This is a genomic window from Glaciihabitans arcticus (assembly GCF_004310685.1).
In the GTDB taxonomy this organism is placed as follows: Bacteria; Actinomycetota; Actinomycetes; order Actinomycetales; family Microbacteriaceae; genus Conyzicola; species Conyzicola arctica.
Map to the genome: position 1 here is coordinate 920,405 of NZ_SISG01000001.1, position 25,765 is coordinate 946,169.

Consider the following 25,765-nt stretch of genomic DNA (forward strand, 5'->3'; position numbering starts at 1 on the left):
TGGATAAGAGGACTCGCGTAGCGCCGCACCGTTCTGGGTAAAACGACGGGTTTCGCGTGCCTAGACTGAAGCAGGACTCGAGGGTGTTGCTGTGACAGCAGAACCCCGTAGTCTCCATCGACTCCCCGGTTTGGGCTGTGTTCCTGAACCCATTGATTCTACAGGGAGTCGTCGATAAAAACAGGAGGATGTGCTGTGAGTGCCGCCATGTCGCGACTACGGGATCGGCTGAGCGCCACCATCACCCGATTCTGGAACTGGTTGCCCGACGGTGTCGACCGCCGCGTGCGGGTATTCGCCTGGCTCTCCTTCGCCTTCCAGCTGGTGCTGATCGGAACCGGCGGGGCCGTGCGACTCACCGCATCCGGCCTCGGCTGCCCGACCTGGCCCCAGTGCACGGACGGCTCTTTCGTCAACACACCCGAGATGGGCATCCACGGCGTCATCGAATTCGGCAACCGCCTGCTCACCTTCGTTCTCGCCTTCATCACGATCGCCGTGTTCCTCGCCGTCGCGAAGTACCGCCGTGAGCGTCGCGACCTGTTCCTGCTCACCCTGTTCCAGGGGCTCAGCATTCCGTTCCAGGCCGTTCTCGGCGGCATCACCGTGCTCACCGGCCTCAACCCCTACGTCGTGGGAGCCCACTTCGCGGTGTCGATCGTGCTCGTGTCTCTCACCACCGTGCTGGTCTGGCGTGTCTATCGGGGGCGGCGCGGCGAGCGACTTGCCCCGACCTGGTTCCTCGCTCTTGCTCATCTGACCTCCCTTGCCGTCGCCGTCACGGTGACCGTTGGCATTCTGACGACGGGATCCGGCCCGCACGCCGGCGACAACTCCAACCCGGATAAGCCGGCTCCCCGCAACGGGCTCGACCCCGAGCTGCTACAGCACGTGCACTCGTGGCCCGCCTACGTGACGCTCGGGCTGACCCTGCTGCTCCTTCTCGGTGCGCTCGTCGCCGTGCGCGGCTCGCGCAGCTGGGTGTTCGTGCTGCTCGGGATCGAGCTCGTGCAGACCGCCGTCGGGATCACGCAGGCCCGGCTCGGGCTGCCCGAGGTTCTGGTCGGGGTGCACATGGTGCTCGCGGGCCTGCTCGTCGCGGCGATGACCGCGGTGGTGCTGTCGCTGCGGGCGTCGCGCAAGGAACTGACCGAGTAGCCCGCCCGGCCTCAGGCTCCCTCGGCGCTGGGGTCGCGCAATCGATGGCGCGATTGCCCAGGCTCCACCGCGCTAGAGCGTCAGGTGCACCAGCGGGTCGACGCCCACCGCGATGAAGACGAGGGTGAGGTAGCTGATCGACGAGTGGAAGACCCGCATCGGCTTGACCTCGGAGTGGCGGATCGCCTCGTTGTAGAGACGGTGCGACTCGTAGAGGAACCAGCCGCCCGAGAGCACTGCGACGGCCGTGTAGATGAGTCCCATGTCGGCGACGGGGATGAGCAGCAGCGAGCACGCGACGGTTGCCCACGCGTAGAGGATGACCTGCAGGCCGACCTGGCTGCGTCCGCGTACGACGGCGAGCATCGGCACACTCGCCGACTGGTAGTCGGCGCGGTACTTCATGGAGAGCGGCCAGTAGTGCGGCGGGGTCCAGAGGAAGACGACGCCGAACAGGATGACGGGAGCCCAGGCGAGTGAACCCGTGACTGCCGCCCAGCCGATGAGAACGGGCATGCAGCCGGCTATCCCGCCCCAGACGATGTTCTGCGGGGTGCGGCGCTTGAGCCAGAGCGTGTAGACGAAGACATAGAACAGGATCGCGACGCCCGACAGCACGGCGGCCAGCACCGTGGTGAAGACCGCGAGCCAGACGATCGAGGCCACACCGATGATCCAGGCGAAGACGAGCGCCTCGCGGTCGGTGAGCTCCCCCGTCACGAGCGGACGCTTCTGCGTGCGCTTCATGATGCGGTCGATGTCGCGGTCGATGTAGCAGTTGAAGGCCCCGGCCGAGCCGGCGCTGAGCGAGCCGCCGACGAGCGTGGCGAGAACGGTCCAGAGATTCGGGATGCCGTTCGCTGCGAGGATCATGACCGGCGCAGTGGTCACCAGCAGCAGTTCGATGACGCGCGGCTTGGTGAGCGCGACGTAAGCCCGGGCTTTACGGGCGAAACCGATACGACCGCTCAACTGGCGGTTCTCTACGGCAACGTCCATGACTCCTCTTACGACTGTGATGCGTGACTCTCAATAGTACGTGCCCGTCGCTGTGGATACGTTTGTGCGCTCCCAGCTATCCCGAAGCTGAGCGTCACACGCCAGCGAGTGCGTTCAGCCTTCTCTATACTTGTGTGTGCTTGCCATCTGACGGCCACCCATCGACTCACTCCCCCGGAGCCAGTCCGCAGTGCCCGCAGGTATGCCGACGTAGTCACGGCAGGCGAAATCGCTCCGCTCACGCTGCCGTTTTCGCGCAGGGTGCATGAATGAAGGGTCATCTATCTCGTGGCAGCTCTCCAGTGGGATCCCATCGACAACAAGGCAGTAGACACCGCGCGCATCCTCGCCGCGGATGCCGTGGAAAAGGTGGGCAACGGTCACCCCGGAACCGCCATGAGCCTCGCGCCCGCCGCGTACCTGCTCTTCCAGAAGGTCATGCGCCGCGACCCGGCCGACCAGCACTGGCTCGGCCGTGACCGCTTCATTCTCTCGGTCGGCCACTCCTCGCTCACCCAGTACGTGCAGCTCTACCTGGGCGGCTACGGGCTCGAGCTCGACGACCTCAAGGCGCTGCGCACCTGGGGTTCACTGACCCCCGGTCACCCCGAGTTCGGTCACACCGACGGCGTGGAGATCACGACCGGCCCGCTCGGCCAGGGTCTCGCCTCCGCCGTGGGCTTCGCCTACGCCGCGCGCTTCGAGCGCGGTCTGTTCGACCCGTCCGCCGAGGCAGGCACGAGCCCGTTCGACCACAACGTGTACGTGATCGCAGGCGACGGCGACCTGCAGGAGGGCATCACGAGCGAGGCATCCTCGCTGGCCGGCCACCAGCAGCTCGGCAACCTGATCGCGATCTACGACTCGAACCAGATCTCGATCGAGGACGACACCAACATCGCCTTCACCGAAGACGTGCACGCTCGCTACGAGGCCTATGGCTGGCACGTGCAGGTCGTCGACTGGAAGAAGACCGGCGAGTACCACGAAGACATCGCCGAACTGCACGCGGCAATCGAGTCGGCCAAGGGCGAGCAGTCCAAGCCCTCGCTCATCATCCTGCGCACGATCATCGGATGGCCGTCGCCGAAGAAGCAGAACACCGGAAAGATCCACGGCTCCGCCCTCGGCACCGAGGAGCTGGCCGGCCTCAAGGAGGTGCTCGGGTTCGACCCCGAGCAGACCTTCGAGGTCTCCGATGAGGTCATCACCCACACGCGCAAGGCCCTCGAGCGCGGTGCCGAAGATCGCGCCGAGTGGCAGAAGGGCTTCGACGCCTGGGCCACCGCGAACCCCGACAACAAGAAGCTCCTCGACCGCCTCCTCACGGGTGAACTGCCCGAAGGTGTGGATGACGCTCTTCCCGTCTTCGAGCCCGGCAAGGAGGTCTCGACCCGCGCCGCTTCCGGCAAGGTGCTCGACGCCCTCGGCGCCGTCGTCCCCGAGCTGTGGGGAGGCTCGGCCGACCTCGCCGAGTCCAACAACACCACGATCGCCGGCGCGAAGTCCTTCGGCCCGCCGGAGTGGTCGACCCACGAGTGGACCGCAGACAAGTACGGCCGTGTGCTGCACTTCGGTATCCGCGAGCACGCCATGGCCGCGATCCTCAACGGAATCGTGCTGCACGGCCCGACCCGCGCCTTCGGCGGAACCTTCCTGATCTTCAGCGACTACATGCGTCCCGCCGTCCGTCTTGCGGCGCTGATGAACGTGCCGTCGATCTTCGTCTGGACTCACGACTCGGTCGCGCTCGGCGAAGACGGCCCGACCCACCAGCCGATCGAGCAGCTTGCGACGCTGCGCGCCATCCCGAACCTCGCCGTCGTTCGCCCCGGTGACGCCAACGAGGTCGCCTGGGCCTGGAAGGAGATCCTCTCGCGTCGCGAGGGTCCGGCCGGCATCGCGCTGACCCGCCAGAACATCCCCGTCTTCGAGCGTGGTGACGGCGACGCCTCCGGTGACGTCTTCGCTTCGGCGAAGAACGTGGCCAAGGGTGCGTACGTGCTCGCAGAGGCCTCCAACGGAACCCCCGACGTGATCTTCATCGCGACGGGCTCCGAGGTGCAGATCGCCGTGGAGGCCCGCGAGGTGCTCAAGGGCGAGGGAATCCACGCCCGCGTCGTCTCGGCGCCGAGCCTCGAGTGGTTCGCCGAGCAGAGCGCCGAGTACCGCGAGTCGGTGCTGCCCGCATCCGTCAAGGCCCGCGTCTCGATCGAGGCCGGACTCGCCCTCACCTGGCGGGAGTACGTCGGCGACGCCGGTCGCAGCGTGTCGATCGAGCACTTCGGCGCATCCGCTGACTACAAGACCCTGTTCCGCGAGTTCGGCATCACGACGGAGGCCGCGGTCGCCGCGGCACACGACTCCATCGCCGCCGTCTGATCCCCCAAGAATTCACGAAGGAAGAAAACAATGAGCAACTCCCCCACCGCAGAACTCTCCGCCGCCGGCGTCAGCATCTGGCTGGATGACCTGTCGCGCGAGCGCATCGCCTCGGGCGGCCTCGAGAAGCTGATCGCCGAGCGCAACGTCGTCGGCGTCACGACCAACCCGACGATCTTCGCCGGCGCACTCGCCAAGGGCGAGGCGTACGACGAGCAGGTCGCGGTCCTCGCGGCGGCGAACACGAGCGTCACCGACGCCGTCTTCGAGATCACGACCGACGACGTCGCCGCAGCGAGCGACATCTTCCGCCCGATCTACGACGCGACCGGCGGCTTTGACGGCCGGGTGTCGATCGAGGTCGAGCCCGGCTTCGCCCACGACGCCGCAGCGACGATCCAGCAGGCCCAGCAGCTGTGGACCAAGGTCGACCGCCCCAACGCCCTCATCAAGATCCCCGCGACCCTCGAGGGCCTCGAGGCGATCACCGAGACCATCGCGGCGGGCATCAGCGTCAACGTCACCCTGATCTTCAGCCTCGAGCGCTACCGTGCCGTCATCGACGCGTACCTGACGGGTCTCGAGAAGGCGAAGGCCAACGGCCACGACCTCTCGACCCTGCACTCGGTCGCCTCGTTCTTCGTGTCGCGCGTCGACACCGAGATCGACAAGCGCCTCGACGCGATCGGCTCTGACGAGGCGCTCGCGCTCAAGGGCAAGGCCGGCGTCGCCAACGCACAGCTCGCCTACGAGGTTTTCACCGAGGCCTTCGCTACCGAGCGTGCTGCGACACTGCTCGCGGGCGGCGCCAACAAGCAGCGTCCGCTCTGGGCCTCGACCGGGGTCAAGGACCCGGCCGTGCTCGACACCACCTACGTGGTCGAGCTTGTCGCCGCTGATGTCGTCAACACGATGCCCGAGAAGACCCTTGAGGCGACCTTCGACCACGGCGTCATCGCCGGTGACTCGATCACACCGTCGTACGCCGCGGCCCGCGAGACGATCGCCGCACTCGCCACGGTCGGTGTCGATGTGGATGACGTCACCGCGCTGCTCGAGAAGGAGGGCGTGGAGAAGTTCATCGTCTCCTGGAACGAACTGCTCGACACCGTCACCGCAGCCCTCCAGGCCGCCAAGTGAGCATCCGCATCGCGGTATCCGGTGCGGCGGCCGCTGCTGTAGAGCGCATCGTGCCCCAGCTGGTGAGCGACATCGTCGCGAGCCGCATCACCGGCCAGGACGGATCCCTCTGGGGTCCCGAGGCCGAGGATGAGTCGAACAAGCGTCTCGGCTGGACCGAGTCTGTAGCCGTCTCCTCCCCACTCGTGCCCGACATCCTCGCCCTGCGTGACAAGCTGCGCGCCGATGGCGTGAACCACATCGTGCTCGGCGGCATGGGCGGCTCCTCGCTCGCCCCCGAGGTCATCACGAAGACCAACGGCGTCGAGCTGACCGTGCTCGACTCGACGGCTCCCGGTCAGGTGCTCGCAGCCCTCGCCGACCGCCTCGAGACGACCGCCGTCGTCATCTCCTCGAAGTCGGGTGGGACGGTCGAGACCGACAGCCAGAAGCGAGCCTACGAGCACGCCTTCACGGCCGCCGGCATCGACCCGCTCGAGCGCATCGTCATCGTGACCGACCCGGGCTCGCCGCTCGACGTGTCTGCCCGCGAAGCCGGCTACCGCGTCTTCAACGCCGACCCCAACGTGGGCGGCCGCTACTCGGCCCTGACCGCCTTCGGCCTGGTGCCCTCCGGCCTCGCCGGTGTGGACATCGAGGCACTGCTCCACGATGCCGAAGCCATGTCCATCGAACTCGCCGTCGACTCCGAGGACAACCCCGGACTCATCCTCGGCGCGGCCATCGCCGGCACGAAGCCGCTCAAGGACAAGCTCGCCATCGTCGCTGACGGCACCCACATCGTGGGCTTTGGCGACTGGGTCGAGCAGCTCATCGCCGAGTCGACGGGCAAGGACGGCAAGGGACTGCTGCCCGTGGTCCTCGACGTCGACGCACCGGAGCTCACCGAGAACATCGCCGACCTCCAGGTCGTGCGTCTCGTCGGCGACTACGAGGCCACCCGCGAGGTGAACGAGGGTGACATCGAGATCACCGGCACCCTCGGTGCCCAGATGCTGACCTGGGAGTACGCGACGGCCGTTGCCGGTCGCCTGCTGGGCATCAACCCCTTCGACCAGCCCGACGTCGAGTCCGCCAAGATCGCCACCCGCGGCCTGCTCGACTCCCGCCCCGAGCCGGTTGCCGCAGCGTTCGTCGACAACGGCATCGAGGTGCGCGGCACCGGCACCGTTCTCGAGGGTACGTCCGACCTGGCCGGCGCCGTCTCGAGCCTGCTCTCCTACCTTGAGGATGACGGCTACGTCGCGATCCAGGCCTACGTCGACCGCGTCGCCCACCCCGAGCTTGCGAGCCTGCGGAGCGTTCTCGCCGAGCGCGCGGGGCGCCCCGTCACATTCGGCTGGGGTCCGCGCTTCCTGCACTCGACCGGCCAGTTCCACAAGGGTGGCGCACCGGTCGGAGTCTTCCTGCAGATCACGGAGACCACCGAGGCCGACCTGTCCATCCCGGATCGCCCGTTCACCTTCGGGCAGCTCATCCAGGCACAGGCGGCGGGTGACGCGAGTGTTCTCGCCGAGCACGGTCGCCCCGTGGTGACCCTCACCCTCAGCGACGCTGCGTCCCAGCTCCCGACGCTGCTCGCCGCCCTGCGCAAGTAACACCTCACGTACTGAACCAAGCACCAAGGAGCTGCATGTCCCCCGTGGATATCACGCCCGAGTTCAACCCCCTGCGGTTGCCCTCGGATCGTCGTCTCAACCGCATCGCCGGCCCGAGTGGCTTGGTCATCTTCGGGGTGACGGGTGACCTGTCGCGCAAGAAGCTGATGCCGGCCGTGTACGACCTGGCCAACCGTGGACTCCTCCCGCCCGGCTTCTCCCTCGTAGGGTTCGCCCGTCGCGACTGGGAGGACCAGGACTTCGAGAAGGTCGTCTACGAGGCCGTGAAGCAGTACGCGCGCACCCCGTTCGACGAGGACGTCTGGCGCCAGCTGGCGCAGGGCATCCGCTTCGTGCAGGGCGAGTTCGACGACGAGGCCGCCTTCGACCGTCTCAAGGAGACGATCGAGGAACTCGACCGTGACCGCGGCACGATGGGCAACCACGCCTTCTACCTGTCCATCCCGCCGAAGTCCTTCCCCCTCGTCACCGAGCGCCTGCGCAGCTCCGGCCTCGCGGAGCAGAAGGACGGCCAGTGGCGTCGCGTGGTCATCGAGAAGCCGTTCGGCAGCGACCTCAAGACCGCGCGCGAGCTGAATGCGGTCGTCGAGTCGGTCTTCCCGCCCGACAGCGTCTTCCGCATCGACCACTACCTGGGCAAGGAGACGGTGCAGAACATCCTGGCGCTGCGCTTCGCCAACCAGCTGTACGAACCCATCTGGAACTCCAACTATGTCGACCACGTGCAGATCACGATGGCCGAGGACATCGGGGTCGGCGGGCGTGCAGGCTACTACGACGGGATCGGGGCGGCGCGCGACGTCATCCAGAATCACCTGCTGCAGCTGCTCGCCCTGACCGCCATGGAGGAGCCCATCTCGTTCGACGCCGCAGACCTGCGTGCCGAGAAGGAGAAGGTGCTCTCGGCTGTGCGCCTGCCGAAGGACCTCAGCACCGCGACCGCCCGCGGACAGTACTCGGGTGGCTGGCAGGGCGGAGAGAAGGTCATCGGCTTCCTCGACGAAGATGGAATGAACCCCAAGTCGCTGACCGAGACGTTCGCGGCCATTCGCCTCGACATCGGTACGCGTCGCTGGGCCGGTGTGCCGTTCTACCTGCGTGCCGGCAAGCGCCTCGGCCGTCGCGTCACCGAGATCGCGGTGGTCTTCAAACGTGCACCGCAGGCCCTCTTCGCGCAGAGCCAGACCGGAAACCTCGGGCAGAACGCCCTGGTGATCCGCGTGCAGCCCGATGAGGGCGTGACCATCCGCTTCGGCTCCAAGGTGCCCGGCGCCGGGATGCAGGTGCGCGACGTCACGATGGACTTCGGGTACGGCCACGCCTTCACCGAGGCGAGCCCCGAGGCCTACGAGCGACTCATTCTCGACGTGCTGCTTGGCGACCCGCCGCTGTTCCCCCGCCACGAGGAGGTCGAGCTCAGCTGGAAGATCCTCGACCCGATCGAGGAGTACTGGGAGACCCAGGGCCCGCCCGACCAGTACCGCCCCGGAACCTGGGGTCCCGATTCCGCTGACGAACTCATGGCCCGCGACGGCCGCACCTGGAGGCGACCATGATCGTCGAACTGCCCGATACCACCACGAGCAAGATCTCGAAGACGCTCGTCAAGATCCGCGAGGAGGGCGGCGCCGTAGCGCTCGGTCGCGTGCTGACCCTCGTCATTGCCACGAAGCTGGGCGAGGAGGAGGAGGCCATCGAGGCCGCCAACGATGCCTCGCGCGAGCACCCCATGCGCGTTCTCGTGATCTCGACCGAGCCCGAAGAAGCCAAGCCGACGAAGAAGAGCGCGAAGGCCGCGGCCGACGAGTCCCGTATCGACGCGCAGATCCGCGTGGGCGGCGACGCCGGCGCGAGTGAGGTCATCGTGCTCCGCGCCTACGGCGACGCCGCTAGTGACCGCGAGGGGCTCGTCACGGGTCTCCTGCTGCCGGATGCGCCGGTCGTCGTCTGGTGGCCGGGCGCAGCGCCCGCCGTCGCGTCCGAATCAGCCCTCGGCGGTATCGCCCAGCGTCGCATCACCGATGCCGCGTCGAGCTCGAACCCGCTCGCGGCCCTCGAGAACCTCGCGAAGACCTACAAGCCCGGCGACACAGACTTCGCCTGGACCCGTCTCACCCTCTGGCGCGCGCAGCTCGCCGCCGTGCTCGACCAGCCGCCGTACGAGCCCGTGACGGGCGTTGAGGTGCACGGCGCGGCCAACTCCCCCTCGACCGTCCTGCTGGCCGCCTGGCTGCAGCTCCAGCTGCAGGTGGACGTCAAGCTCGAGGTCACCACCAAGTCGCACGGCTCGAGCGGTATCCAGGGCGTTGTGCTGCACCGCGCCTCCGGATCCATCGAACTCGAGCGCACGCTCGCCAACGTCGCGACGCTGGTTCAGCCCGGCCAGCCCACGCACGACATCTCGCTGCCGCGCAGGAGCCTGCGAGACTGCCTCGCCGAGGAGCTTCGCCGACTCGACCCTGACGACCTTTTCGGCGACGTGATCCAGACTGGTGTGGCACAGTTGGGCAAGAGCGTGAAGCGCACTCGTCCGGCTGCGAAGCCGAAGACCGTACCCACCCGAAAGACCAGGGCAGCCAAAGCGTGACGAATGAACGACGAGTGCTGGTACATCCAGACAAAACCGCCCTGGGCGCCGCAGTGGCGTCGAGGTTCGTGACCAAGCTCGTCGACCTTCTGGCCGCGCAGCCCCTCGCCCACGTGGTGCTCACCGGTGGCTCGATGGGCTCCGCCGTGCTCGAGCACGTCGCGAACAACCCGGCCAGCACAAGCGTCGACTGGACGCGCGTGCACTTCTGGTGGGGCGACGAGCGGTGGCTCCCCCGCGGTGACGCCGAGCGCAACGAGACGCAGGCTCGCGCCGCGCTGCTCGACAGCCTCGAGATCGCGAGCGGTAACATCCACTCACTGCCCGCCTCTGATGAGGGCATCGAACTGGATGCCGCGGCCTCCGTCTACGCGAAGGAACTCGCCGACCACGCCACGGACGGCGCGCTCTACCCGCGCTTCGACATCACCTTCCTCGGCGTCGGACCGGATGGCCACGTGGCCTCGCTGTTCCCCGAGCGCGGCGGTGTTCGTGAGAAGGACCTCACGGTCATCTCGGTGCGCAACTCGCCGAAGCCGCCCCCCGAGCGCCTCAGCCTCACGCTGCCGGTCATCAACTCCTCAGAGCGGGTCTGGCTCGTGCTCGCGGGCGCCGACAAGGCATCAGCACTCGGTCTGACGCTCGCGGGTGCGAGCGTGAACGAGGTTCCGGCGGCCGGTGTCGAGGGACGTCGCTCGACGCTGTTCTTTGTCGATGCGGATGCCACGGCAGAAGTTCCCGAGAGCCTCACGGCCACCGAGCTGTTCTGGACCGGTTCGGACAGCCCCGACGCCTACTGACGTCGGACATAAAAAAGGGCACCCGCAAGGGTGCCCTTTTTTGTATGTCTGGTTATGCGACCGGCGCGCTGCCGCGACGCTGGCGAAGGGCGAGAAGCGCCTCCTCGAGCAGGCCGGCGGCCTCTTCTTCGGTGCGTCGTTCCTTCACGTACGCGAGGTGGGTCTTGTACGGCTCGAGCTTCGCGACTGACGGCGGGTTGGCCTTGTCGCGACCGGCGGGAAGACCGCTCTGCGGGGAGTCGATGGTGACGGGGATCTCGTCTTCGGGCAGGTTCGCCGCGAAGCTGCGCACCGTCTCGTTGCCGAGCTCGTCCCAGTAGGAGACCTGGATGCGCTCCGCGTGGTAACCGCGGTCCTGCTCGCCCATGGGCCCTGCGCCTACGCGTGAACCCCTAATTGCACTGCCACCGGAAGCCATCGGAACTATCCCCTTGAAGTGTGCCGTCTCCGGCTGCTGTGAAGTGCCCCGCCACCTCGACGGAACACCGGAACGCTGTGGAACTACTACCGCTATGGAACTACTACCGCTGTTGAACTACTACCGCTGTTGAACTACTACCGCTGTTGAACTACTACCGCTGTTGAACTACTACAGACCCGCGTCGAACTTGGTGATGAGACCGAGGAACACGATGCTCGTGATCCAGACGATGCCGAGAATGACGGTGAAACGATTGAGGTTGCGCTCTGCGACACCCGAGGAACCGAGGTTCGACGTGACGCCACCGCCGAACATGTCGGAGAGGCCGCCACCGCGACCGCGGTGCAGCAGGATGAGCAGGGTCAGGAGCAGACTCGTGATGCCGAGAATGACCTGCAGAATGACCTGGACAATTTCCACGCGCGAAACCTTTCGAAGCGGCTGAATAGCCTCACATAGTATAACCGCGCCGTAGCGCGACGGGAATCAATTGTTGAGCTTATGTCCCGACGTGCTTCTGGAAGCGTACGATGCTTGCGAACTCGTTGAGGTCGAGGCTCGCACCGCCGATGAGCGCGCCGTCGACGTTGGGCTCACGCATGAATCCGGCAATGTTGCCCGACTTGACGGATCCGCCGTAGAGCACGCGGGTGGCCTCGGCCACCTCGTCACCGAGGAGTTCGCGTAGGGTGACGCGCAGCTGCGCGGCGACCTGCTCGGCCTGCTCGGGGGTTGCGGCCTGGCCGGAGCCGATGGCCCACACGGGCTCATAGGCGACGACGATGTCGACTGCGCCAGTGACCGAGGCGAGTGCCGCCTTCAGCTGGGCGACCGGAACCGCGCTCGGGCCGTGCTTCTCGAGATCCTCGGCGGTCTCGCCGACGCAGATCACGGGAACGAGCCCGTGCTTGAGCGCGGCGAGCACCTTCGTGTTCACTACCTCGTCGGTCTCGTTGTGCAGCGTACGACGCTCGGAGTGTCCGATGATCACGTACTGGCAGTCGAGGGCCTTGAGGAAGGCTCCGGAGATCTCACCCGTGTATGCACCGGAATCGTGCGCCGAGACATCCTGAGCACCGAAATGGATGGGGAGCTTGTCGGCCGAGATCAGGGTCTGCACGGAGCGCAGGTCGGTGAACGGCGGGAAGATCGCGACCTCGGCACCGTCGAAGTCGTGGTTCGCGTCCTTAAGGCTCCAGGCCAGCTTCTGCACGAAGGCGATCGACTGCAGGTGGTCGAGGTTCATCTTCCAGTTGCCCGCCAGCAAGGGCGTGCGTGTTGTTACTGCCATCCGAGGACCTCCAGTCCGGGGAGACGCTTGCCCTCGAGGAACTCGAGGCTCGCACCGCCACCCGTAGAAATGTGACCGAACTGGTCATCAGTGAAACCGAGGGCGCGGACGGCCGAGGCCGAGTCACCGCCCCCTACTACTCCGAGGCCGTCGACCTCGGTGAGCGCCTGTGCGACGGTCTTCGTGCCGGCCGCAAACGGTGCGAGCTCGAATACGCCCATGGGGCCGTTCCAGAACACCGTCTTCGACTCGGCGATGATCGACGCGAAGTTGGCGGCGGTCGCAGTTCCGATGTCGAGTCCGAGGCCGGAGGCGCCGAACGGGGTCTCTTCGATGCTGTCGGCGGCCGTGACGACCACCTCGGCATCCGCACCGAACTTCGAGGCGACGACGACATCGGTGGGAAGCACGATGCGCACCCCGAGCTCGTCCGCCTTGGCGAGATAGCCCTTGACCGTGTCGATCTGGTCGGCCTCGAGCAGACTCGCACCGACTTTGTGGCCCTGGGCCGCGAGGAAGGTGAAGAGCATGCCGCCGCCGATGAGCAGCGTGTCGACCTTGGGCAGTAGGTGCCCGATGACTCCGAGCTTGTCGCTGACCTTCGAACCGCCGAGCACAACCGCGTACGGCCGCTCGGGGTTCTCGGTCAGCTTGTCGAGAACCTCGAGCTCGGTCGCGATGAGCGTGCCCGCCGCGCTGGGCAGCAGGCCGGCGAGCTCGAACACGCTCGCCTGCTTACGGTGAACGACTCCGAAACCGTCCGACACAAAAGCGTCGCCGAGATCGGCGAGCTGCTGCGCGAACGCCTGGCGCTCGGCCGCATCCTTGCTCGCTTCGCCCGCGTTGAAACGCAGGTTCTCGAGCAGGGCGACATCGCCATCCTTCAGGGCAGCGACCGCTGCTTCAGCAGCAGGACCGACCGTGTCGCTCGCGAAGGTGACGCCCTTGCCGAGCAGCTCACTGAGTCGCTGGGCGACCGGGGCGAGGCTGTACTGGGCTTCGGGTGCACCCTCGGGGCGACCGAGGTGGGAGACGATGACGACGCGGGCGCCGGCGTTGATGAGCAGGTTGAGCGTCGGCAGGGAAGCCCGCACCCGTCCGTCGTCGGTGATCGCGCCGTCTTTCAACGGCACGTTCAGGTCGCAACGGACGAGTACGGTCTTACCCGTCAGAACGCCCAGGCTCTCGATGGTTCGCAGAGTCATAAGGGCGGGTGCCTACAGTTTGTCGGCGACGTACTCGGTGACGTCGACGAGGCGGTTGGAGTAGCCCCACTCGTTGTCGTACCACGAGGCGACCTTGACCTGGTCGCCGATGACCTTGGTGAGGCCGGCGTCGAAGATCGAGGAGTGCGGGTCGCCCTGGATGTCGCTCGAGACGATCTCGTCTTCGGTGTAACTGAGGATGCCCTTGAGGGGACCCTCGGCCGCAGCCTTGTACACAGCGTTGATCTCTTCGACCGTGACGGGGCGCGAAGCGGTCAGCGTGAGGTCGGTGATCGAGCCGGTGATCACGGGAACGCGGAGCGCGTAGCCGTCGAGCTTGCCGACGAGCTCGGGGATGACGAGACCGAGTGCCTTGGCGGCACCGGTGGACGTCGGGATGATGTTGCCGGCGGCAGCGCGAGCACGGCGGAGGTCGCTGTGCGGTCCGTCCTGCAGGTTCTGGTCGGCGGTGTAGGCGTGAACCGTGGTCATGAGGCCACGCTCGATGCCGAAGTTGTCCATGAACACCTTGGCGAGCGGCGCGAGGCAGTTCGTGGTGCAGGAGGCGTTCGAGATGATGTCGTGGATGGCTGCGTCGTAGGTGCCTTCGTTCACACCGAGCACGAGCGTTGCGACGTCATCGCCGGTCGCGGGAGCGGAGACGATGACCTTCTTGGCGCCGGCCTCGATGTGCTTGCGCGCATCAGCCGACTTGGTGAAGCGACCGGTGGACTCGATGACGATGTCGACACCCAGCTCGCCCCACGGAAGAAGCGAGGGGTCGCGCTCGGCGAGAACCTTGATCGGCTTGCCGTCAACATAGATCGTGTCGCCGTCGACGGTGACGGTGGCACCCAGGCGCCCGCTGACGGTGTCGTACTTGAGGAGGTGCGCGAGGGCTGCTGCGTCGTCGAGGTCGTTGACCGCCACGATCTCGAGGTCACTTCCCTTCGCGACTGCGGCACGGAAGAAGTTACGGCCAATGCGACCGAAGCCGTTGATACCGATCTTGACGCTCAATGGAACTCCAGGTTTTCGGGCGCCGAACGGCGCACTAGTGGTGGTTGTTGTGCGGGTTAAACAATACAGTGGCCGGGTGCGCAAGCGCCCCGGCCACTATGCCGCTACGAGAGTAGCAGCAGGCCTTCGGTCTTCTCGCGAGCCACGGTGAAGCGCTGCTGCGCGTTCTCCCAGTTGGCGATGTTCCAGAACGCCTTGACGTAGTCGGCGCGCACGTTCTTGTAGTCGAGGTAGTAGGCGTGCTCCCAGACATCCAGCATGAGGATGGGGACGATGCCGGCGGGGAGGTTGCCCTGCTGGTCGAAGAACTGCACGATGATCAGACGCTGTCCGATGGAGTCGTAGGCCAGCACAGCCCATCCCGAACCCTGCACACCCATGGCCGTTGCGGTGAAGTGTGCGGTGAACTTGTCGAAGGAGCCGAACTGGTCGTCGATCGCCGACGCGAGGTCACCGGTGGGCTTGTCACCGCCGTCCGGGGAGAGGTTGGTCCAGAAGATCGAGTGGTTGATGTGGCCGCCGAGGTTGAAGGCGAGGTCCTTCTCGAGCTTGTTGACGTAGGTCAGGTCGCCGGAGTCGCGCGCTTCTGCGAGCTGGGCGAGGGCGGTGTTCGCTCCCGTGACGTAGGCCTGGTGGTGCTTGCTGTGGTGCAGCTCCATGATCGCGCCGCTGATGCTCGGCGCGAGGGCAGAATAGTCGTACGCGAGTTCCGGAAGGGTGTAGTCAGCCATCGATATCTCCTAGCATTTTGGTCTCGGAGCGCCATACGGCAGCTCTCCGATCGACTTCTTCAGTCTACCGAGTTGAACCCAGCGCGCTCCCAGAAGCTTCCCACGTTGAGGAAAAAGGCAGGGCTATAGGTCGATCAACTCGGGAGGGAGATTGGCGTCGGTGCCGGGGATGCCGAGGTCCTGGGCGCGCTTGTCGGCCATAGCCAGTAGGCGACGGATGCGCCCGGCTACGGCATCCTTCGTCATGGGCGGGTCGGCGTGGTGACCGAGCTCATCGAGGCTGGAGTCGCGGAAGCGCAGGCGCAGCTCCCCCGCGTAGCGCAGGTGGTCGGGCACGGTGTCGGCGAGGATCTCGAGCGAGCGCTCGACCCGCGAGCACGCCGCGACGGCGGCCTGGGCCGATCGGCGCAGGTTGGCATCGTCGAAGTTCACGAGGCGGTTGGCCGTCGCGCGCACCTCGCGGCGCTGGCGCATCTCCTCCCACGCGGCCAGGCTCTCGCTCGCACCCATGAGCACGAGCATGGCGCCGATGGCCTCCCCGTCACGGATGACGACGCGGTGCACACCGCGCACCTCCTTGCTCTTGGCGGAGACGCTGAGGCGTCCGGCGGCACCCACGAGGGCCATGGCGGCCTCATTGCCGGGGCAGGTGATCTCGAGGGCTGCTGAGCGTCCCGGATCGGTGAGTGAGCCGGCGGCGAGGAACGCACCGCGCCAGACAGCGGCGAGGTCTTCGCGCGAACCGGTGGTCAGCTTGTTAGGCAGTCCGCGGATCGGGCGGCGGCGGGCGTCGAGCAGGCCGGTCTGGCGGGCGAGGGTCTCTCCCCCGTCGACGACGCGCACGAGGTACTGCGCGGTCTTGCGGTTTCCCGATGCGGGCAGCACGGCGGCTTCGCTGCGCACACCGTAGAGCTCGGCCAGATCCTTGCGCACCCGTCGGGCGAGAGTCACGGAGTCGAGCTCGGACTCGACCGCGATGCGTCCGGAGATCATGTGCAGTCCGCCCGAGAAGCGCAGGATCGTGGCGAGCTCCGCCGCCCGCACCGTCGTCTTGCTGACCTCGAGTTTGGCGAGTTCGTCCTTGACGTCGGCGGTGAGGGCCACGGTTTGGTTCCTAACGTTGTGCAGTGTGTGGGATGGGTGAGCGTACGGAAGGCTACTCGCGACCGAGGTCGCGGTGCTTCACGCGTACGGCCACGCCGGGCAGTCCTCGCAACAGCGTGGAGAGCTCTTCGGCGACGGCGACCGAGCGGTGCTTTCCGCCGGTACAGCCAATGGCGATAGTAGCGTGTCTCTTGTTCTCGCGTTGATAGCCGGCCAGCACGGGGGTGAGCGCAGCGCCGTAGGCGGCCACGAACTCGGCGACGCCCTCCTGGCTGAGCACATAGTCGCTCACCACCTCTTCGAGGCCGGTGTGGGCGCGCAGTTCGGGAATCCAGAACGGGTTCGGGATGAACCGCGCATCGGCCACGGAGTCGGCGTCGGCCGGCAGTCCGTACTTGAAGCCGAAGCTCATGACGGTGACCTGAACCCCGGCCGCGTCCGCCTGGGCGAACCGCTCCTGCACGGCCGTAGCGAGCTGGTGGATGTTCAGCTCGGAGGTGTCGATGATGATGTCGCTCGAGGCGCGCAGTTCCTCCATGCGGGTGCGCTCGGCGTTGATGCCGTCGAGGAGAGTGCCGTCCTCCTGCAGGGGGTGCGGGCGTCGCACCTGCTCGAACCTGCGCACGAGAACGGCATCCGTCGCCTCGAGATAGAGCATGCGAACGTTGGTGCTCTCGCGCAGCGCGTTCACGGCCTCGCGCACGTCGGCGAACAGCTTGCCGCCACGTACGTCGACGACGGCCGCGATCTTGGGCAGGGCGTTACCGGCGTGCTGCGCGAGCTCGGCGAGCGGCCGGAGCATCTGCGGCGGGAGGTTGTCGACGACGTACCAGCCGAGGTCCTCGAGGGCGTTTCCTACCGTCGACCGGCCCGCACCGGACATTCCGGTGACGATGAGGATCTCCTGGCGTTCTTCGTGCGTGGTCATGATCTCTCAGATCTCGGGTGTCGCCTGCCTGGCGTCGGGTCGGGTCCGCTTCGCACTTCCCAAGGATACGCGCCGCGGGCGATCCCGGAACGCCCCTAGGAATCTGTGGGTGACGGGTTCTGCAGTGCCGCAACGATGGTACGGGCGAGCGTCGGGCCGATTCCGCTGACCTCGGTGATGGCGTCCGCGTCCGCTGCCTTGAGGCGTGCGACCGACCCGAAGTGCTTGAGCAGCTCGGCGACTCGCGACGGGCCGAGGCCAGGGATCTCGGCCAGGAACGACCCGATGTCGCGGCGCCGCTTGGTGCGCTGGTAGGTGATCGCGAAGCGGTGCGCCTCGTCGCGGATGCGCTGGAACAGGAACAGCGCGTCGCTGTTGCGGGGCAGGATGACCGGGTAATCCGAATCCGGCAGCCAGATCTCCTCGAGGCGCTTCGCGATTCCTGCGAGCTGGATGCCCGTGACTCCCGAATCGTCGAGTGCACGCTGCGCGGCCGCAACCTGGGGCTGCCCGCCGTCGACGATGAGCAGGTTCGGCCGGTAGGCGAAGCGCTTCTTGCCCTCGGGCTCTTCTGTGCCGGGATTCCCTGTGCCGGGCTCCGGGTCGTCCTTCAGGTACGCGAGCCGGCGCATCAACGTCTGGTAGATCGACTCGGTGTCATCGGTCGAGTCCTCGATGCTGAAGCGGCGGTACTGGTCTTTGCGGGGCAGGCCGTCTTCGAAGACCACCATTGAGGCGACGATGTTGGTGCCGCTGAGGTGGGAGACGTCGTAGCACTCCATCCGCAGCGGCGCGTCGTCCATGCCGAGCGCCTCCTGGATGTCCGCCAGCGCCTGAGAGCGGGCAACGAAGTCGCCGCTGCGGCGGGTCTTGTAGAGGATCAGCGAGTTGCGGGCATTGGTCTCGACGGTCAGGGCGAGGGCCGCCTTGTCGCCGCGTTGGGCGACCCGCAGCGCGACCTTGCCGGGGGCCGTGCGCACTCCCCCGAGCCACAGCTCGAGTTCGCGGGAATCCTCCGGCAGCACCGGCACGAAGATCTCGCGCGGCGGTTCGGAGTCGTCGTACGCGTTCTGCACCACGGTCTCAACGAGCTCGGGCAGTTCGACGTCGAGCTCCTTGTCGACGACCCAGCTGCGAACGCCCCGGATGCGGCCTCCGCGCACGATGAACTGCTGCACCGCCGCGGCGAGTTCGTCGTGGGCGATTCCGAAGAAGTCGGCGTCCACACCGTCGGAGAGCACCACGCTGCTCTTGGACAGCGCCGTCTCGAGCGCGGCGAGCTGGTCGCGGTAGCGCGCGGCTGATTCGTAATCCATCTCGGCGGAAGCAGACGTCATCCTCTTCGCCAGTTCGCCCGTGTAGCGCGAATCGTTGCCGCCCATGAAGGACGCGAAGTCGAGGGCGATCGACTTGTGCTGCTCCTTCGTCACGCGACCCACGCAGGGTGCCGCGCACTTGCCGATGTCGCCGAGGAGGCAGGGGCGACCGGTCTGCTCGGCACGCTTGTAGGTGGCCTCCGTGCAGGAGCGCATCGGGAAGGCCTTGAGCATCAGGTCCACCGTCTCGCGGATTGCCCAGACCTTCGTGTACGGCCCGAAGTAGCGCGCTCCCTTGATGTTCCGGTTGCGGGTCACCATGACCTTCGGCACCGGATCGCCCAGTGTGATCGCGAGGTACGGGTAGGACTTGTCATCCCGGAACTGCACGTTGAACGGCGGGTTGAACTCTTTGATCCAGGTGAACTCGAGCTGCAGGGCCTCGAACTCGGTCGCGACGACCGTCCACTCGACGGAGGCGCCGCTGAGGACCATGCGCCGAGTACGCTCGTGCAGGCTGCGCAGCGGCTGGAAGTAGTTGCTCAGCCGCGAACGGAGGTTCTTCGCCTTGCCGACGTAGAGCACGCGCCCCTTGTCGTCACGAAAACGGTAGACCCCGGGTGAGGTCGGGATCTCACCCGCCTTCGGGCGCCAGCTGACTGTCTCTGCCATGGTTCGACGCTACGCGCGGATTCCCTCGAGGGTCTCCCGCAGAAAGATCCCCGTGTGGCTGTTCTCCACCTTCGCGAGCTGCTCGGGTGTACCGATTGCGAGCACCTCGCCACCGCCGGCGCCACCCTCGGGGCCGAGATCGATGAGCCAGTCGGCGCTCTTGATGACGTCGAGGTTGTGCTCGATCACGATGACGGTGTTGCCCTTGTCGACGAGACCGTTGAGCACGAGCAGCAGCTTGCGCACGTCTTCGAAGTGCAGGCCGGTCGTGGGCTCATCGAGCACGTAGATGCTGCGACCGTTGGAGCGCTTCTGCAGCTCGGTGGCGAGCTTGACGCGCTGCGCCTCGCCGCCCGAGAGCGTCGTGGCGCTCTGGCCGAGACGCACGTAGCCGAGCCCGACGTCTTCGAGCGTCTTGAGGAAGCGGTGGATCGAGCTGATCGCCTCGAAGAAGTCGGCAGCCTCGCTGATGGGCATATCCAGCACTTCAGCGATGTTCTTGCCCTTGTAGCGCACGGCCAGGGTGTCGCGGTTGTAGCGCGCGCCGTGGCACACCTCGCACGCGACGTAGACGTCGGGCAGGAAGTTCATCTCGATCTTGATGGTGCCGTCGCCCGAGCAGTTCTCGCAGCGGCCGCCCTTGACGTTGAAGCTGAAGCGCCCCTGCAGGTAACCGCGCGCCTTCGAGTCTGCGGTCTCCGAGAACAGCGTGCGGATCTTGTCGAACACACCCGTGTAGGTGGCCGGGTTGGAGCGCGGGGTGCGGCCGATCGGGTTCTGGTCGACGTGCACGACCTTGTCGAGGTTCTCGAGCCCGGTGACGCGCTTGTGCTTGCCGGGAATCTGGCGTGCACCATTCAACTCGTTGGCAAGCACCTTGTAGAGGATGTCGTTGACCAGGCTCGACTTGCCCGAACCGCTCACGCCCGTGACCGCGGTCAGCGTGCCGAGCGGGAAGCTGACCGTGACGTCGCGCAGGTTGTTCGCCTTCGCGCCCTCCACGGTGATCTGACGCTTCTTGTCGACCTTGCGGCGCTTCTTCGGGGTCTCGATCGATCGGCGGCCGGCCAGGTAGTCACCGGTGTAGGAATCGGTATTCGTCAGCAGGTCTTCGTAGGAGCCGGAGTGCACCACGGTTCCGCCGTGCTCCCCCGCGCCCGGTCCGATGTCGACCACCCAGTCCGCGGTGCGGATGGTGTCCTCGTCGTGCTCGACGACGATGAGGGTGTTGCCGAGGTTCTTGAGCTTCACGAGCGTCTCGATGAGGCGGCGGTTGTCGCGCTGGTGCAGGCCGATGCTGGGCTCGTCGAGCACGTAGAGCACGCCCGTGAGGCCCGAGCCGATCTGGGTGGCGAGGCGGATGCGCTGTGCCTCACCGCCGGAGAGCGTCGCCGCCGCGCGGGCGAGGTTGAGGTAGGTCAGCCCGACTTCGATGAGGAACTCGAGACGCAGGCGGATCTCGCGCAGCACGGCCGCGGCGATGTGCGCCTCGCGATCGGTGAGCGTGAGCTCGGCCATGAACGTGTGCGAGTCGGCGAGGCTGAGCTCGCAGGCGTCCGAGATGCTCATCCCGTTCACCGTCACGGCGAGTACCTCGGGCTTGAGGCGCTTGCCGTCGCAGACGGGGCACGGGATCTCGCGCAGGTAGGACGCGTAGCGCTGGCGGCTCGCGTCGCTCTCCGCCTCGAGGAATTTGCGCTCAATGTAGGGCAGCACGCCCTCGAAGCCGGTGGAGTACTTCATCTCGCGTCCGAAGCGGTTCTTCCAGCGAACGGTGACCTCGAAGTTGTTGCCGCGCAGGATCGCCTCCTGCGCCGCCTCGGGCAGCTTGCCCCACGGCGTCTTGAGCGAGAAGTCCAGATCACGGGCGAGACCCTCGAGCAGTCGCTCGAAGTAGTTCGAGATGCCCTTGCCCGCGTTCGCCCAGGGCAGGATGACCCCTTCCGCGAGGCTCAGGTCGGGGTCGCCGATGACGAGGTCGGTGTCGACCGACATGCGCGTGCCGAGGCCGGAGCACTCGGGGCAGGCACCGAAGGGCGCGTTGAAGGAGAAGGTGCGCGGCTCGATCTCGGTGAGCTGCACGGGGTGGTTGTTCGGGCAGGACAGCTTCTCGGAGAAGGTGCGCCACGCCTCGTCACCCTCCAGGTCGACGAAGTTGATCGACACCAGGCCGCTGGTGAGACGCAGGGCGGTCTCGAGCGAGTCGGTGAGGCGGGTGAGCAGGTCGTCGGATGCGACGAGACGGTCGATGACGACCGAGATGTCGTGCTTGATCTGCTTCTTGAGTGTCGGCGGTTCGCTGAGCTGGATCATCTCGCCGTCGACCATGGCGCGGGAGTACCCGGTCGCCGCGAGTTCCTTGAAGAGGTCGACGAACTCGCCCTTCTTCTGCGAGATCATCGGGCTGAGGATCTGGTACCGGGTGCCGGCCTCGAGTTCCATGAGCTGGTCGGCGATCTGCTGTACCGTCTGGCGCTGGATGATCTCGCCGCAGATGGCACAGTGCGGGATGCCGATGCGCGCCCAGAGCAGGCGCATGTAGTCGTAGATCTCGGTGATCGTTCCGACGGTCGAGCGCGGGTTGCGGTTGGTCGACTTCTGGTCGATCGACACGGCGGGGCTCAGGCCCTCGATGAAGTCGACATCGGGGCGGTCCACCTGCCCGAGGAACTGGCGCGCATAGGCGCTCAGCGACTCGACGTAGCGGCGCTGGCCCTCCGCGAAGATCGTGTCGAACGCGAGGCTCGACTTGCCGGACCCGGAAAGACCGGTGAAAACGACGAGGGAATCGCGCGGGATCTCAAGATCGACGTTCTTGAGGTTATGGACTCGGGCACCGCGGACGCTGAGCTTCGAAGAGCTCTCTACAGATGAAATCGACACTCCATCAATTGTACGGGCGGGGTACGACATGGCGCTGACACGCAAGCCGCTCGCAGGGCGGCACGCCCCTTCAGGCCGCAAATAAGGTCAAATGTGCCCAGCCGCTTCCATCTGCCGCAGCTCCTTCTTCAACTCGGAGACCTCGTCGCGCAACCGGCCGGCGAGCTCGAACTTGAGCTCCCCCGCGGCGGAGAGCATCTGGTCGTTGAGATCGGCAATGATCGTCTCGAGTTCGTTCGCGCCGGTCGCCGCACGACCCTCGCGGCGCAGGTTCGGTGTGGGCGAGCGCTTCTTGCCGCCACGGCTCGCGAGGAGCGCGGCGGTGTCGGCGCCCTCGCGGGCGAGACCCTCGGTGATGTCGGCGATCTTCTTGCGCAGGGGCTGCGGATCGACACCGCGTTCGAGGTTGTAGGCCACCTGCTTCTCGCGACGGCGGTTGGTCTCGTCGATAGCGCGCTTCATCGAGTCGGTGAGCACGTCGGCGTACATGTGCACCTCGCCGGACACGTTTCGCGCTGCACGACCGATGGTCTGGATGAGCGAGGTCGAGCTCCGCAGGAAGCCCTCCTTGTCGGCATCCAGAATGGCGACGAGCGAGACCTCGGGAAGATCCAGGCCCTCACGGAGCAGATTGATGCCAACGAGCACGTCGTAGACGCCCTGGCGCAGCTCAGTCAGCAGTTCGACCCGGCGCAGGGTGTCGACGTCGGAGTGCAGGTAGCGCACGCGCACGCCCGACTCGGTGAGGAACTCGGTGAGCTCTTCGGACATCTTCTTGGTGAGGGTCGTGACGAGCACACGCTCGTTCTTCTCCACGCGGATGCGGATCTGCTCGAGCAGGTCGTCGATCTGGCCCTTGGAGGGCTTGACGACGATCTCGGGGTCGATCAGGCCGGTCGGGCGGATGATCTGTTCGACGACCGAGTCGGTGATGCCCATCTCGTACTTGCCGGGTGTCGCGGACAGGTAGACCCGCTGTCCGACGCGATCGAGGAACTCGGGCCACTTGAGCGGGCGGTTGTCGAGCGCGCTCGGCAGCCGGAACCCGTGCTCGACCAGGGTGCGCTTGCGCGATGCATCTCCCTCGTACATTGCACCGATCTGCGGCACGGTGACGTGAGATTCGTCGATGACGACGAGGAAGTCGTCGGGGAAGTAGTCGATGAGGCAGTGCGGCGCCTCGCCGGGGAGACGGCCGTCGATGTGCCGCGAATAGTTCTCGATGCCGTTGCAGAAACCGATCTGCTCCATCATCTCGATGTCGAAGGTGGTTCGCATGCGCAGGCGCTGGGCCTCGAGCAGCTTGCCCTGGCGCTCGAGCTCGCCGAGGCGCAGCGCGAGCTCTTCTTTGATGGTGACGATGGCCTTGTGGATCGTCTCGGTGCCGGCCGTGTAGTGGGAGCCCGGGAAGACGGACACGGAATCCATCTTCTTGACGACATCGCCGGTGAGGGGGTGCAACGAGTAGATCGCCTCGATCTCGTCACCGAACATCTCGATGCGGATCGCGAGCTCTTCGTACATCGGAATGATCTCGATCGTGTCGCCCCGCACCCGGAAATTGCCGCGGGAGAAGTCGATGTCGTTGCGCTGGTACTGCATGGAGACGAAGCGGCGGATGAGTGCCTCGCGATCGATGCGCATGCCGACCTGCAGCGCGATCATCGCTTCGAGGTACGACTCGGAGGAGCCGAGGCCGTAGATGCACGACACGGTGGAGACCACCACCACATCACGACGGCTCAGCAGCGAGTTCGTCGTGGAGTGCCGCAGCCGTTCGACCTCGGCGTTGACCGAGCTGTCCTTCTCGATGAAGGTGTCGGTCTGCGGCACGTACGCCTCAGGCTGGTAGTAGTCGTAGTACGAGACGAAGTATTCGACGGCGTTGTTGGGCAGCAGCGAGCGGAACTCGTTGGCCAGCTGGGCTGCGAGCGTCTTGTTGTGCGCGAGCACGAGCGTCGGGCGCTGGACCTGCTCGATGAGCCAGGCGGTGGTCGCCGACTTGCCGGTACCGGTCGCTCCGAGCAGCACCACATCGGTCTCGCCCGCGTTGACCCGCTGTGCCAGTTCTTTGATCGCCTGGGGCTGGTCGCCGCTCGGCGTGTAGTCGCTGATGACCTCGAAGGGCCGGACGGAGCGGGTGGGTTCCATTACTCCAGCTTAGGCACAGCGTCCGACATGGCGCTGGCACGCGCAGACACCTTCGCCCACAGCTGATCGACCTGCGCGAGTGTCTCGTCGAGGGTGCCGTTGCTGTCGATCACGACGTCGGCGATCGCGAGCCGCTCGGTGTCCGTCGCCTGCGAGTTGAGGCGGTGCGTGGCTTCTTCCCGGGACATCCCGCGCAGTTCGACCATGCGCTGCAGGCGTGTCGCCTTCGACGCGTTGACGACGACCACGAGGTCGAATCGCATGGGGCGCGATCCGGCGGACTCGACGAGTAGCGGCACGTCGTAGACGATGACGGCGTCGGGATGCGCCTCCTCCGCTTCGGCGAACAATTCGCGCGCGCGGCTCCAGATGGCGGGGTGGGTGATCGCGTTGAGCGCGAGTCTCTTCTCCGGGTCGGAGAACACGATGGCGCCGAGGGCGGGGCGGTTGAGGCTGCCATCTTCGGCGAGCACCCCGTCGCCGAACGCGCTCGCGATCGCGGCGAGGCCGGGCGTTCCCGGTTCGACGACCTCGCGTGCCAACTGGTCGGCATCGACGTGCACGGCCCCCAGCTCGACGAGGTGCCTCGCGACGACGGACTTGCCCGAGGCGATGCCGCCCGTGAGACCGATCAGGTACATGGGCTAATGCTAGCCTCGGCGTGACGACAGGACTGTGATGCTGGAGGTTCGATGCTGGAGATTCTGAGTGGCCTGGGGTTGTCCGCCGCGGCCGGGCTCAACGCCTACATCCCGTTGATCGCCCTGGGGCTCGCGGGCCGGTTCCTCGATTTCGTCACCCTGCCGGCCGGCTGGTCATGGCTGAGCAACGAGTGGGTGCTGCTCGGGCTTGGCGTGCTGCTCGTGATCGAGCTCATCGCCGACAAGATTCCCGTCGTCGATTCCATCAACGACTGGATCCAGACCGTCATCCGTCCCGCGGCCGGCGGCATCGTGTTCGGCACCGGGGCGGCGACCGAGACGAGCGCGATCAGCGACCCCGCCCAGTTCTTCACCGACCACAACTGGGTGCCCGTGCTTCTCGGTGTCGGGATATCGCTCGCCGTGCACCTCACCAAGATGGCCGCCCGTCCCGTCGCGAACGCCCTGACGCTCGGCGTTGCGGCGCCCGTGATCAGCGTGGTCGAGGACTTCGGCAGCGTGGCGCTCACCGTGCTCGCGATCCTGCTGCCGGTGTTCGTCATCCTCGCCCTCGTAGGAATCGTCTGGTTCTTCGTGGCGATCTTCCGCAAGGCGGCCAGCCGGCGGCGCACGGCGGCGACAGCGCCGCCCATCCCGCAGCCCTAGGCGTTCTAACGACAGAACGGCCGGCCCCCGAAGGGACCGGCCGTTCTGTTT

At 66.4% G+C, this 25,765-nt stretch carries 21 protein-coding genes; 8 read left to right on the forward strand and 13 right to left on the reverse strand.

Annotation, left to right across the window (positions count from 1 at the left end; translation table 11 throughout):
* Window positions 1-207 precede the first annotated feature (207 nt).
* Window positions 208-1,158 (forward strand): COX15/CtaA family protein, encoded by a 951-nt coding sequence (locus EYE40_RS04335; protein ID WP_130980796.1) that lies wholly within the window; start codon window positions 208-210, stop codon window positions 1,156-1,158.
* Between the two features lie 72 nt (window positions 1,159-1,230).
* On the opposite strand, the gene EYE40_RS04340 is transcribed toward EYE40_RS04335, so the two are convergent.
* Window positions 1,231-2,157: a heme o synthase gene (locus EYE40_RS04340; protein WP_130980797.1), complete on the reverse strand. Its 927-nt coding sequence runs from the start codon at window positions 2,155-2,157 to the stop codon at window positions 1,231-1,233.
* A 288-nt stretch (window positions 2,158-2,445) separates the two neighbouring features.
* Between EYE40_RS04340 and tkt the strand changes: the two genes are divergently transcribed.
* Genes tkt through pgl form a run of 6 tightly spaced genes read left to right on the forward strand, consistent with a single transcriptional unit; the run spans window position 2,446 to window position 10,685 of the window.
* On the forward strand, window positions 2,446-4,539 hold the full coding sequence (tkt, locus tag EYE40_RS04345; RefSeq protein WP_130980798.1) for a transketolase: 2,094 nt from the start codon (window positions 2,446-2,448) through the stop codon (window positions 4,537-4,539).
* A gap of 30 nt (window positions 4,540-4,569) precedes the next feature.
* On the forward strand, window positions 4,570-5,679 hold the full coding sequence (tal, locus tag EYE40_RS04350) for a transaldolase (RefSeq protein ID WP_130980799.1): 1,110 nt from the start codon (window positions 4,570-4,572) through the stop codon (window positions 5,677-5,679).
* Window positions 5,676-7,277, forward strand: coding sequence for a glucose-6-phosphate isomerase (locus tag EYE40_RS04355; RefSeq protein WP_130980800.1), 1,602 nt, complete (start codon window positions 5,676-5,678; stop codon window positions 7,275-7,277). The genes tal and EYE40_RS04355 overlap by 4 nt, the downstream gene beginning before the upstream one ends.
* 35 nt (window positions 7,278-7,312) lie before the next feature.
* Window positions 7,313-8,854 carry a glucose-6-phosphate dehydrogenase gene (gene zwf, locus EYE40_RS04360; protein ID WP_130980801.1) on the forward strand — a complete coding sequence of 514 codons (1,542 nt, stop codon included), beginning with the start codon at window positions 7,313-7,315 and terminating at the stop codon, window positions 8,852-8,854.
* The gene (locus EYE40_RS04365) at window positions 8,851-9,885 is read left to right on the forward strand and encodes a glucose-6-phosphate dehydrogenase assembly protein OpcA (RefSeq protein ID WP_130980802.1); all 1,035 of its coding nucleotides are present in this window, start codon (window positions 8,851-8,853) and stop codon (window positions 9,883-9,885) included. Before zwf ends, EYE40_RS04365 begins: the two co-directional genes overlap by 4 nt.
* Complete coding sequence (gene pgl / locus EYE40_RS04370; RefSeq protein ID WP_130980803.1) at window positions 9,882-10,685, forward strand: 6-phosphogluconolactonase; 804 nt, start codon at window positions 9,882-9,884, stop codon at window positions 10,683-10,685. The genes EYE40_RS04365 and pgl overlap by 4 nt, the downstream gene beginning before the upstream one ends.
* A 52-nt stretch (window positions 10,686-10,737) precedes the next feature.
* Here the strand turns inward: pgl and EYE40_RS04375 are convergent, their stop codons facing one another.
* The 12 genes from EYE40_RS04375 to coaE all read right to left on the reverse strand — a co-directional run bounded on the left by EYE40_RS04375 (window position 10,738) and on the right by coaE (window position 25,048).
* Entirely contained in the window at window positions 10,738-11,103 is a 366-nt protein-coding gene (locus EYE40_RS04375) for an RNA polymerase-binding protein RbpA (RefSeq protein WP_130980804.1), read from the reverse strand.
* A 171-nt stretch (window positions 11,104-11,274) separates the two neighbouring features.
* Window positions 11,275-11,526 (reverse strand): preprotein translocase subunit SecG, encoded by a 252-nt coding sequence (secG, locus tag EYE40_RS04380; RefSeq protein ID WP_130980805.1) that lies wholly within the window; start codon window positions 11,524-11,526, stop codon window positions 11,275-11,277.
* A gap of 79 nt (window positions 11,527-11,605) precedes the next feature.
* On the reverse strand, window positions 11,606-12,397 hold the full coding sequence (gene tpiA, locus EYE40_RS04385; RefSeq protein ID WP_130980806.1) for a triose-phosphate isomerase: 792 nt from the start codon (window positions 12,395-12,397) through the stop codon (window positions 11,606-11,608).
* Window positions 12,388-13,602 (reverse strand): phosphoglycerate kinase, encoded by a 1,215-nt coding sequence (locus EYE40_RS04390; protein WP_130980807.1) that lies wholly within the window; start codon window positions 13,600-13,602, stop codon window positions 12,388-12,390. The genes tpiA and EYE40_RS04390 overlap by 10 nt, the downstream gene beginning before the upstream one ends.
* Window positions 13,603-13,614: 12 nt before the next feature.
* Window positions 13,615-14,622 (reverse strand): type I glyceraldehyde-3-phosphate dehydrogenase, encoded by a 1,008-nt coding sequence (gene gap / locus EYE40_RS04395; RefSeq protein ID WP_130980808.1) that lies wholly within the window; start codon window positions 14,620-14,622, stop codon window positions 13,615-13,617.
* 104 nt (window positions 14,623-14,726) lie between these two features.
* On the reverse strand, window positions 14,727-15,353 hold the full coding sequence (locus EYE40_RS04400) for a superoxide dismutase (protein ID WP_130980809.1): 627 nt from the start codon (window positions 15,351-15,353) through the stop codon (window positions 14,727-14,729).
* Between the two features lie 123 nt (window positions 15,354-15,476).
* Complete coding sequence (whiA, locus tag EYE40_RS04405) at window positions 15,477-16,457, reverse strand: DNA-binding protein WhiA (RefSeq protein WP_130980810.1); 981 nt, start codon at window positions 16,455-16,457, stop codon at window positions 15,477-15,479.
* Window positions 16,458-16,509: 52 nt separating this feature from the next.
* Window positions 16,510-17,385, reverse strand: a complete 876-nt coding sequence (gene rapZ / locus EYE40_RS04410; protein WP_130980811.1) for an RNase adapter RapZ — start codon at window positions 17,383-17,385, stop codon at window positions 16,510-16,512.
* 95 nt (window positions 17,386-17,480) lie between these two features.
* The gene (uvrC, locus tag EYE40_RS04415; protein ID WP_130980812.1) at window positions 17,481-19,373 is read right to left on the reverse strand and encodes an excinuclease ABC subunit UvrC; all 1,893 of its coding nucleotides are present in this window, start codon (window positions 19,371-19,373) and stop codon (window positions 17,481-17,483) included.
* A 9-nt stretch (window positions 19,374-19,382) separates the two neighbouring features.
* Window positions 19,383-22,286, reverse strand: a complete 2,904-nt coding sequence (gene uvrA, locus EYE40_RS04420; RefSeq protein WP_130980813.1) for an excinuclease ABC subunit UvrA — start codon at window positions 22,284-22,286, stop codon at window positions 19,383-19,385.
* A 57-nt stretch (window positions 22,287-22,343) separates the two neighbouring features.
* Complete coding sequence (uvrB, locus tag EYE40_RS04425; RefSeq protein WP_130980814.1) at window positions 22,344-24,407, reverse strand: excinuclease ABC subunit UvrB; 2,064 nt, start codon at window positions 24,405-24,407, stop codon at window positions 22,344-22,346.
* Window positions 24,407-25,048, reverse strand: a complete 642-nt coding sequence (gene coaE / locus EYE40_RS04430) for a dephospho-CoA kinase (protein ID WP_130980815.1) — start codon at window positions 25,046-25,048, stop codon at window positions 24,407-24,409. Before coaE ends, uvrB begins: the two co-directional genes overlap by 1 nt.
* A 51-nt stretch (window positions 25,049-25,099) precedes the next feature.
* Here coaE and EYE40_RS04435 point away from each other — a divergent pair, with 51 nt between their 5' ends.
* Entirely contained in the window at window positions 25,100-25,714 is a 615-nt protein-coding gene (locus EYE40_RS04435) for a DUF4126 domain-containing protein (RefSeq protein WP_130980816.1), read from the forward strand.
* The last annotated feature ends 51 nt before the right edge of the window (window positions 25,715-25,765 follow it).

Excerpts from the sequence above, each read along its gene's own strand:
- rapZ (WP_130980811.1), bottom strand. The coding sequence starts at position 17,385 with ATGACCACGCACGAAGAACGCCAGGAGATCCTCATCGTCACCGGAATG.
- zwf (WP_130980801.1), top strand. The coding sequence starts at position 7,313 with ATGTCCCCCGTGGATATCACGCCCGAGTTCAACCCCCTGCGGTTGCCC.
- tal (WP_130980799.1), top strand. The coding sequence starts at position 4,570 with ATGAGCAACTCCCCCACCGCAGAACTCTCCGCCGCCGGCGTCAGCATC.
- EYE40_RS04335 (WP_130980796.1), top strand. The coding sequence starts at position 208 with ATGTCGCGACTACGGGATCGGCTGAGCGCCACCATCACCCGATTCTGG.
- uvrB (WP_130980814.1), bottom strand. The coding sequence starts at position 24,407 with ATGGAACCCACCCGCTCCGTCCGGCCCTTCGAGGTCATCAGCGACTAC.
- EYE40_RS04365 (WP_130980802.1), top strand. The coding sequence starts at position 8,851 with ATGATCGTCGAACTGCCCGATACCACCACGAGCAAGATCTCGAAGACG.
- EYE40_RS04390 (WP_130980807.1), bottom strand. The coding sequence starts at position 13,602 with ATGACTCTGCGAACCATCGAGAGCCTGGGCGTTCTGACGGGTAAGACC.
- uvrA (WP_130980813.1), bottom strand. The coding sequence starts at position 22,286 with ATGTCGTACCCCGCCCGTACAATTGATGGAGTGTCGATTTCATCTGTA.
- uvrC (WP_130980812.1), bottom strand. The coding sequence starts at position 19,373 with ATGGCAGAGACAGTCAGCTGGCGCCCGAAGGCGGGTGAGATCCCGACC.
- EYE40_RS04375 (WP_130980804.1), bottom strand. The coding sequence starts at position 11,103 with ATGGCTTCCGGTGGCAGTGCAATTAGGGGTTCACGCGTAGGCGCAGGG.
- EYE40_RS04435 (WP_130980816.1), top strand. The coding sequence starts at position 25,100 with ATGCTGGAGATTCTGAGTGGCCTGGGGTTGTCCGCCGCGGCCGGGCTC.
- tpiA (WP_130980806.1), bottom strand. The coding sequence starts at position 12,397 with ATGGCAGTAACAACACGCACGCCCTTGCTGGCGGGCAACTGGAAGATG.
- coaE (WP_130980815.1), bottom strand. The coding sequence starts at position 25,048 with ATGTACCTGATCGGTCTCACGGGCGGCATCGCCTCGGGCAAGTCCGTC.
- EYE40_RS04340 (WP_130980797.1), bottom strand. The coding sequence starts at position 2,157 with ATGGACGTTGCCGTAGAGAACCGCCAGTTGAGCGGTCGTATCGGTTTC.
- EYE40_RS04400 (WP_130980809.1), bottom strand. The coding sequence starts at position 15,353 with ATGGCTGACTACACCCTTCCGGAACTCGCGTACGACTATTCTGCCCTC.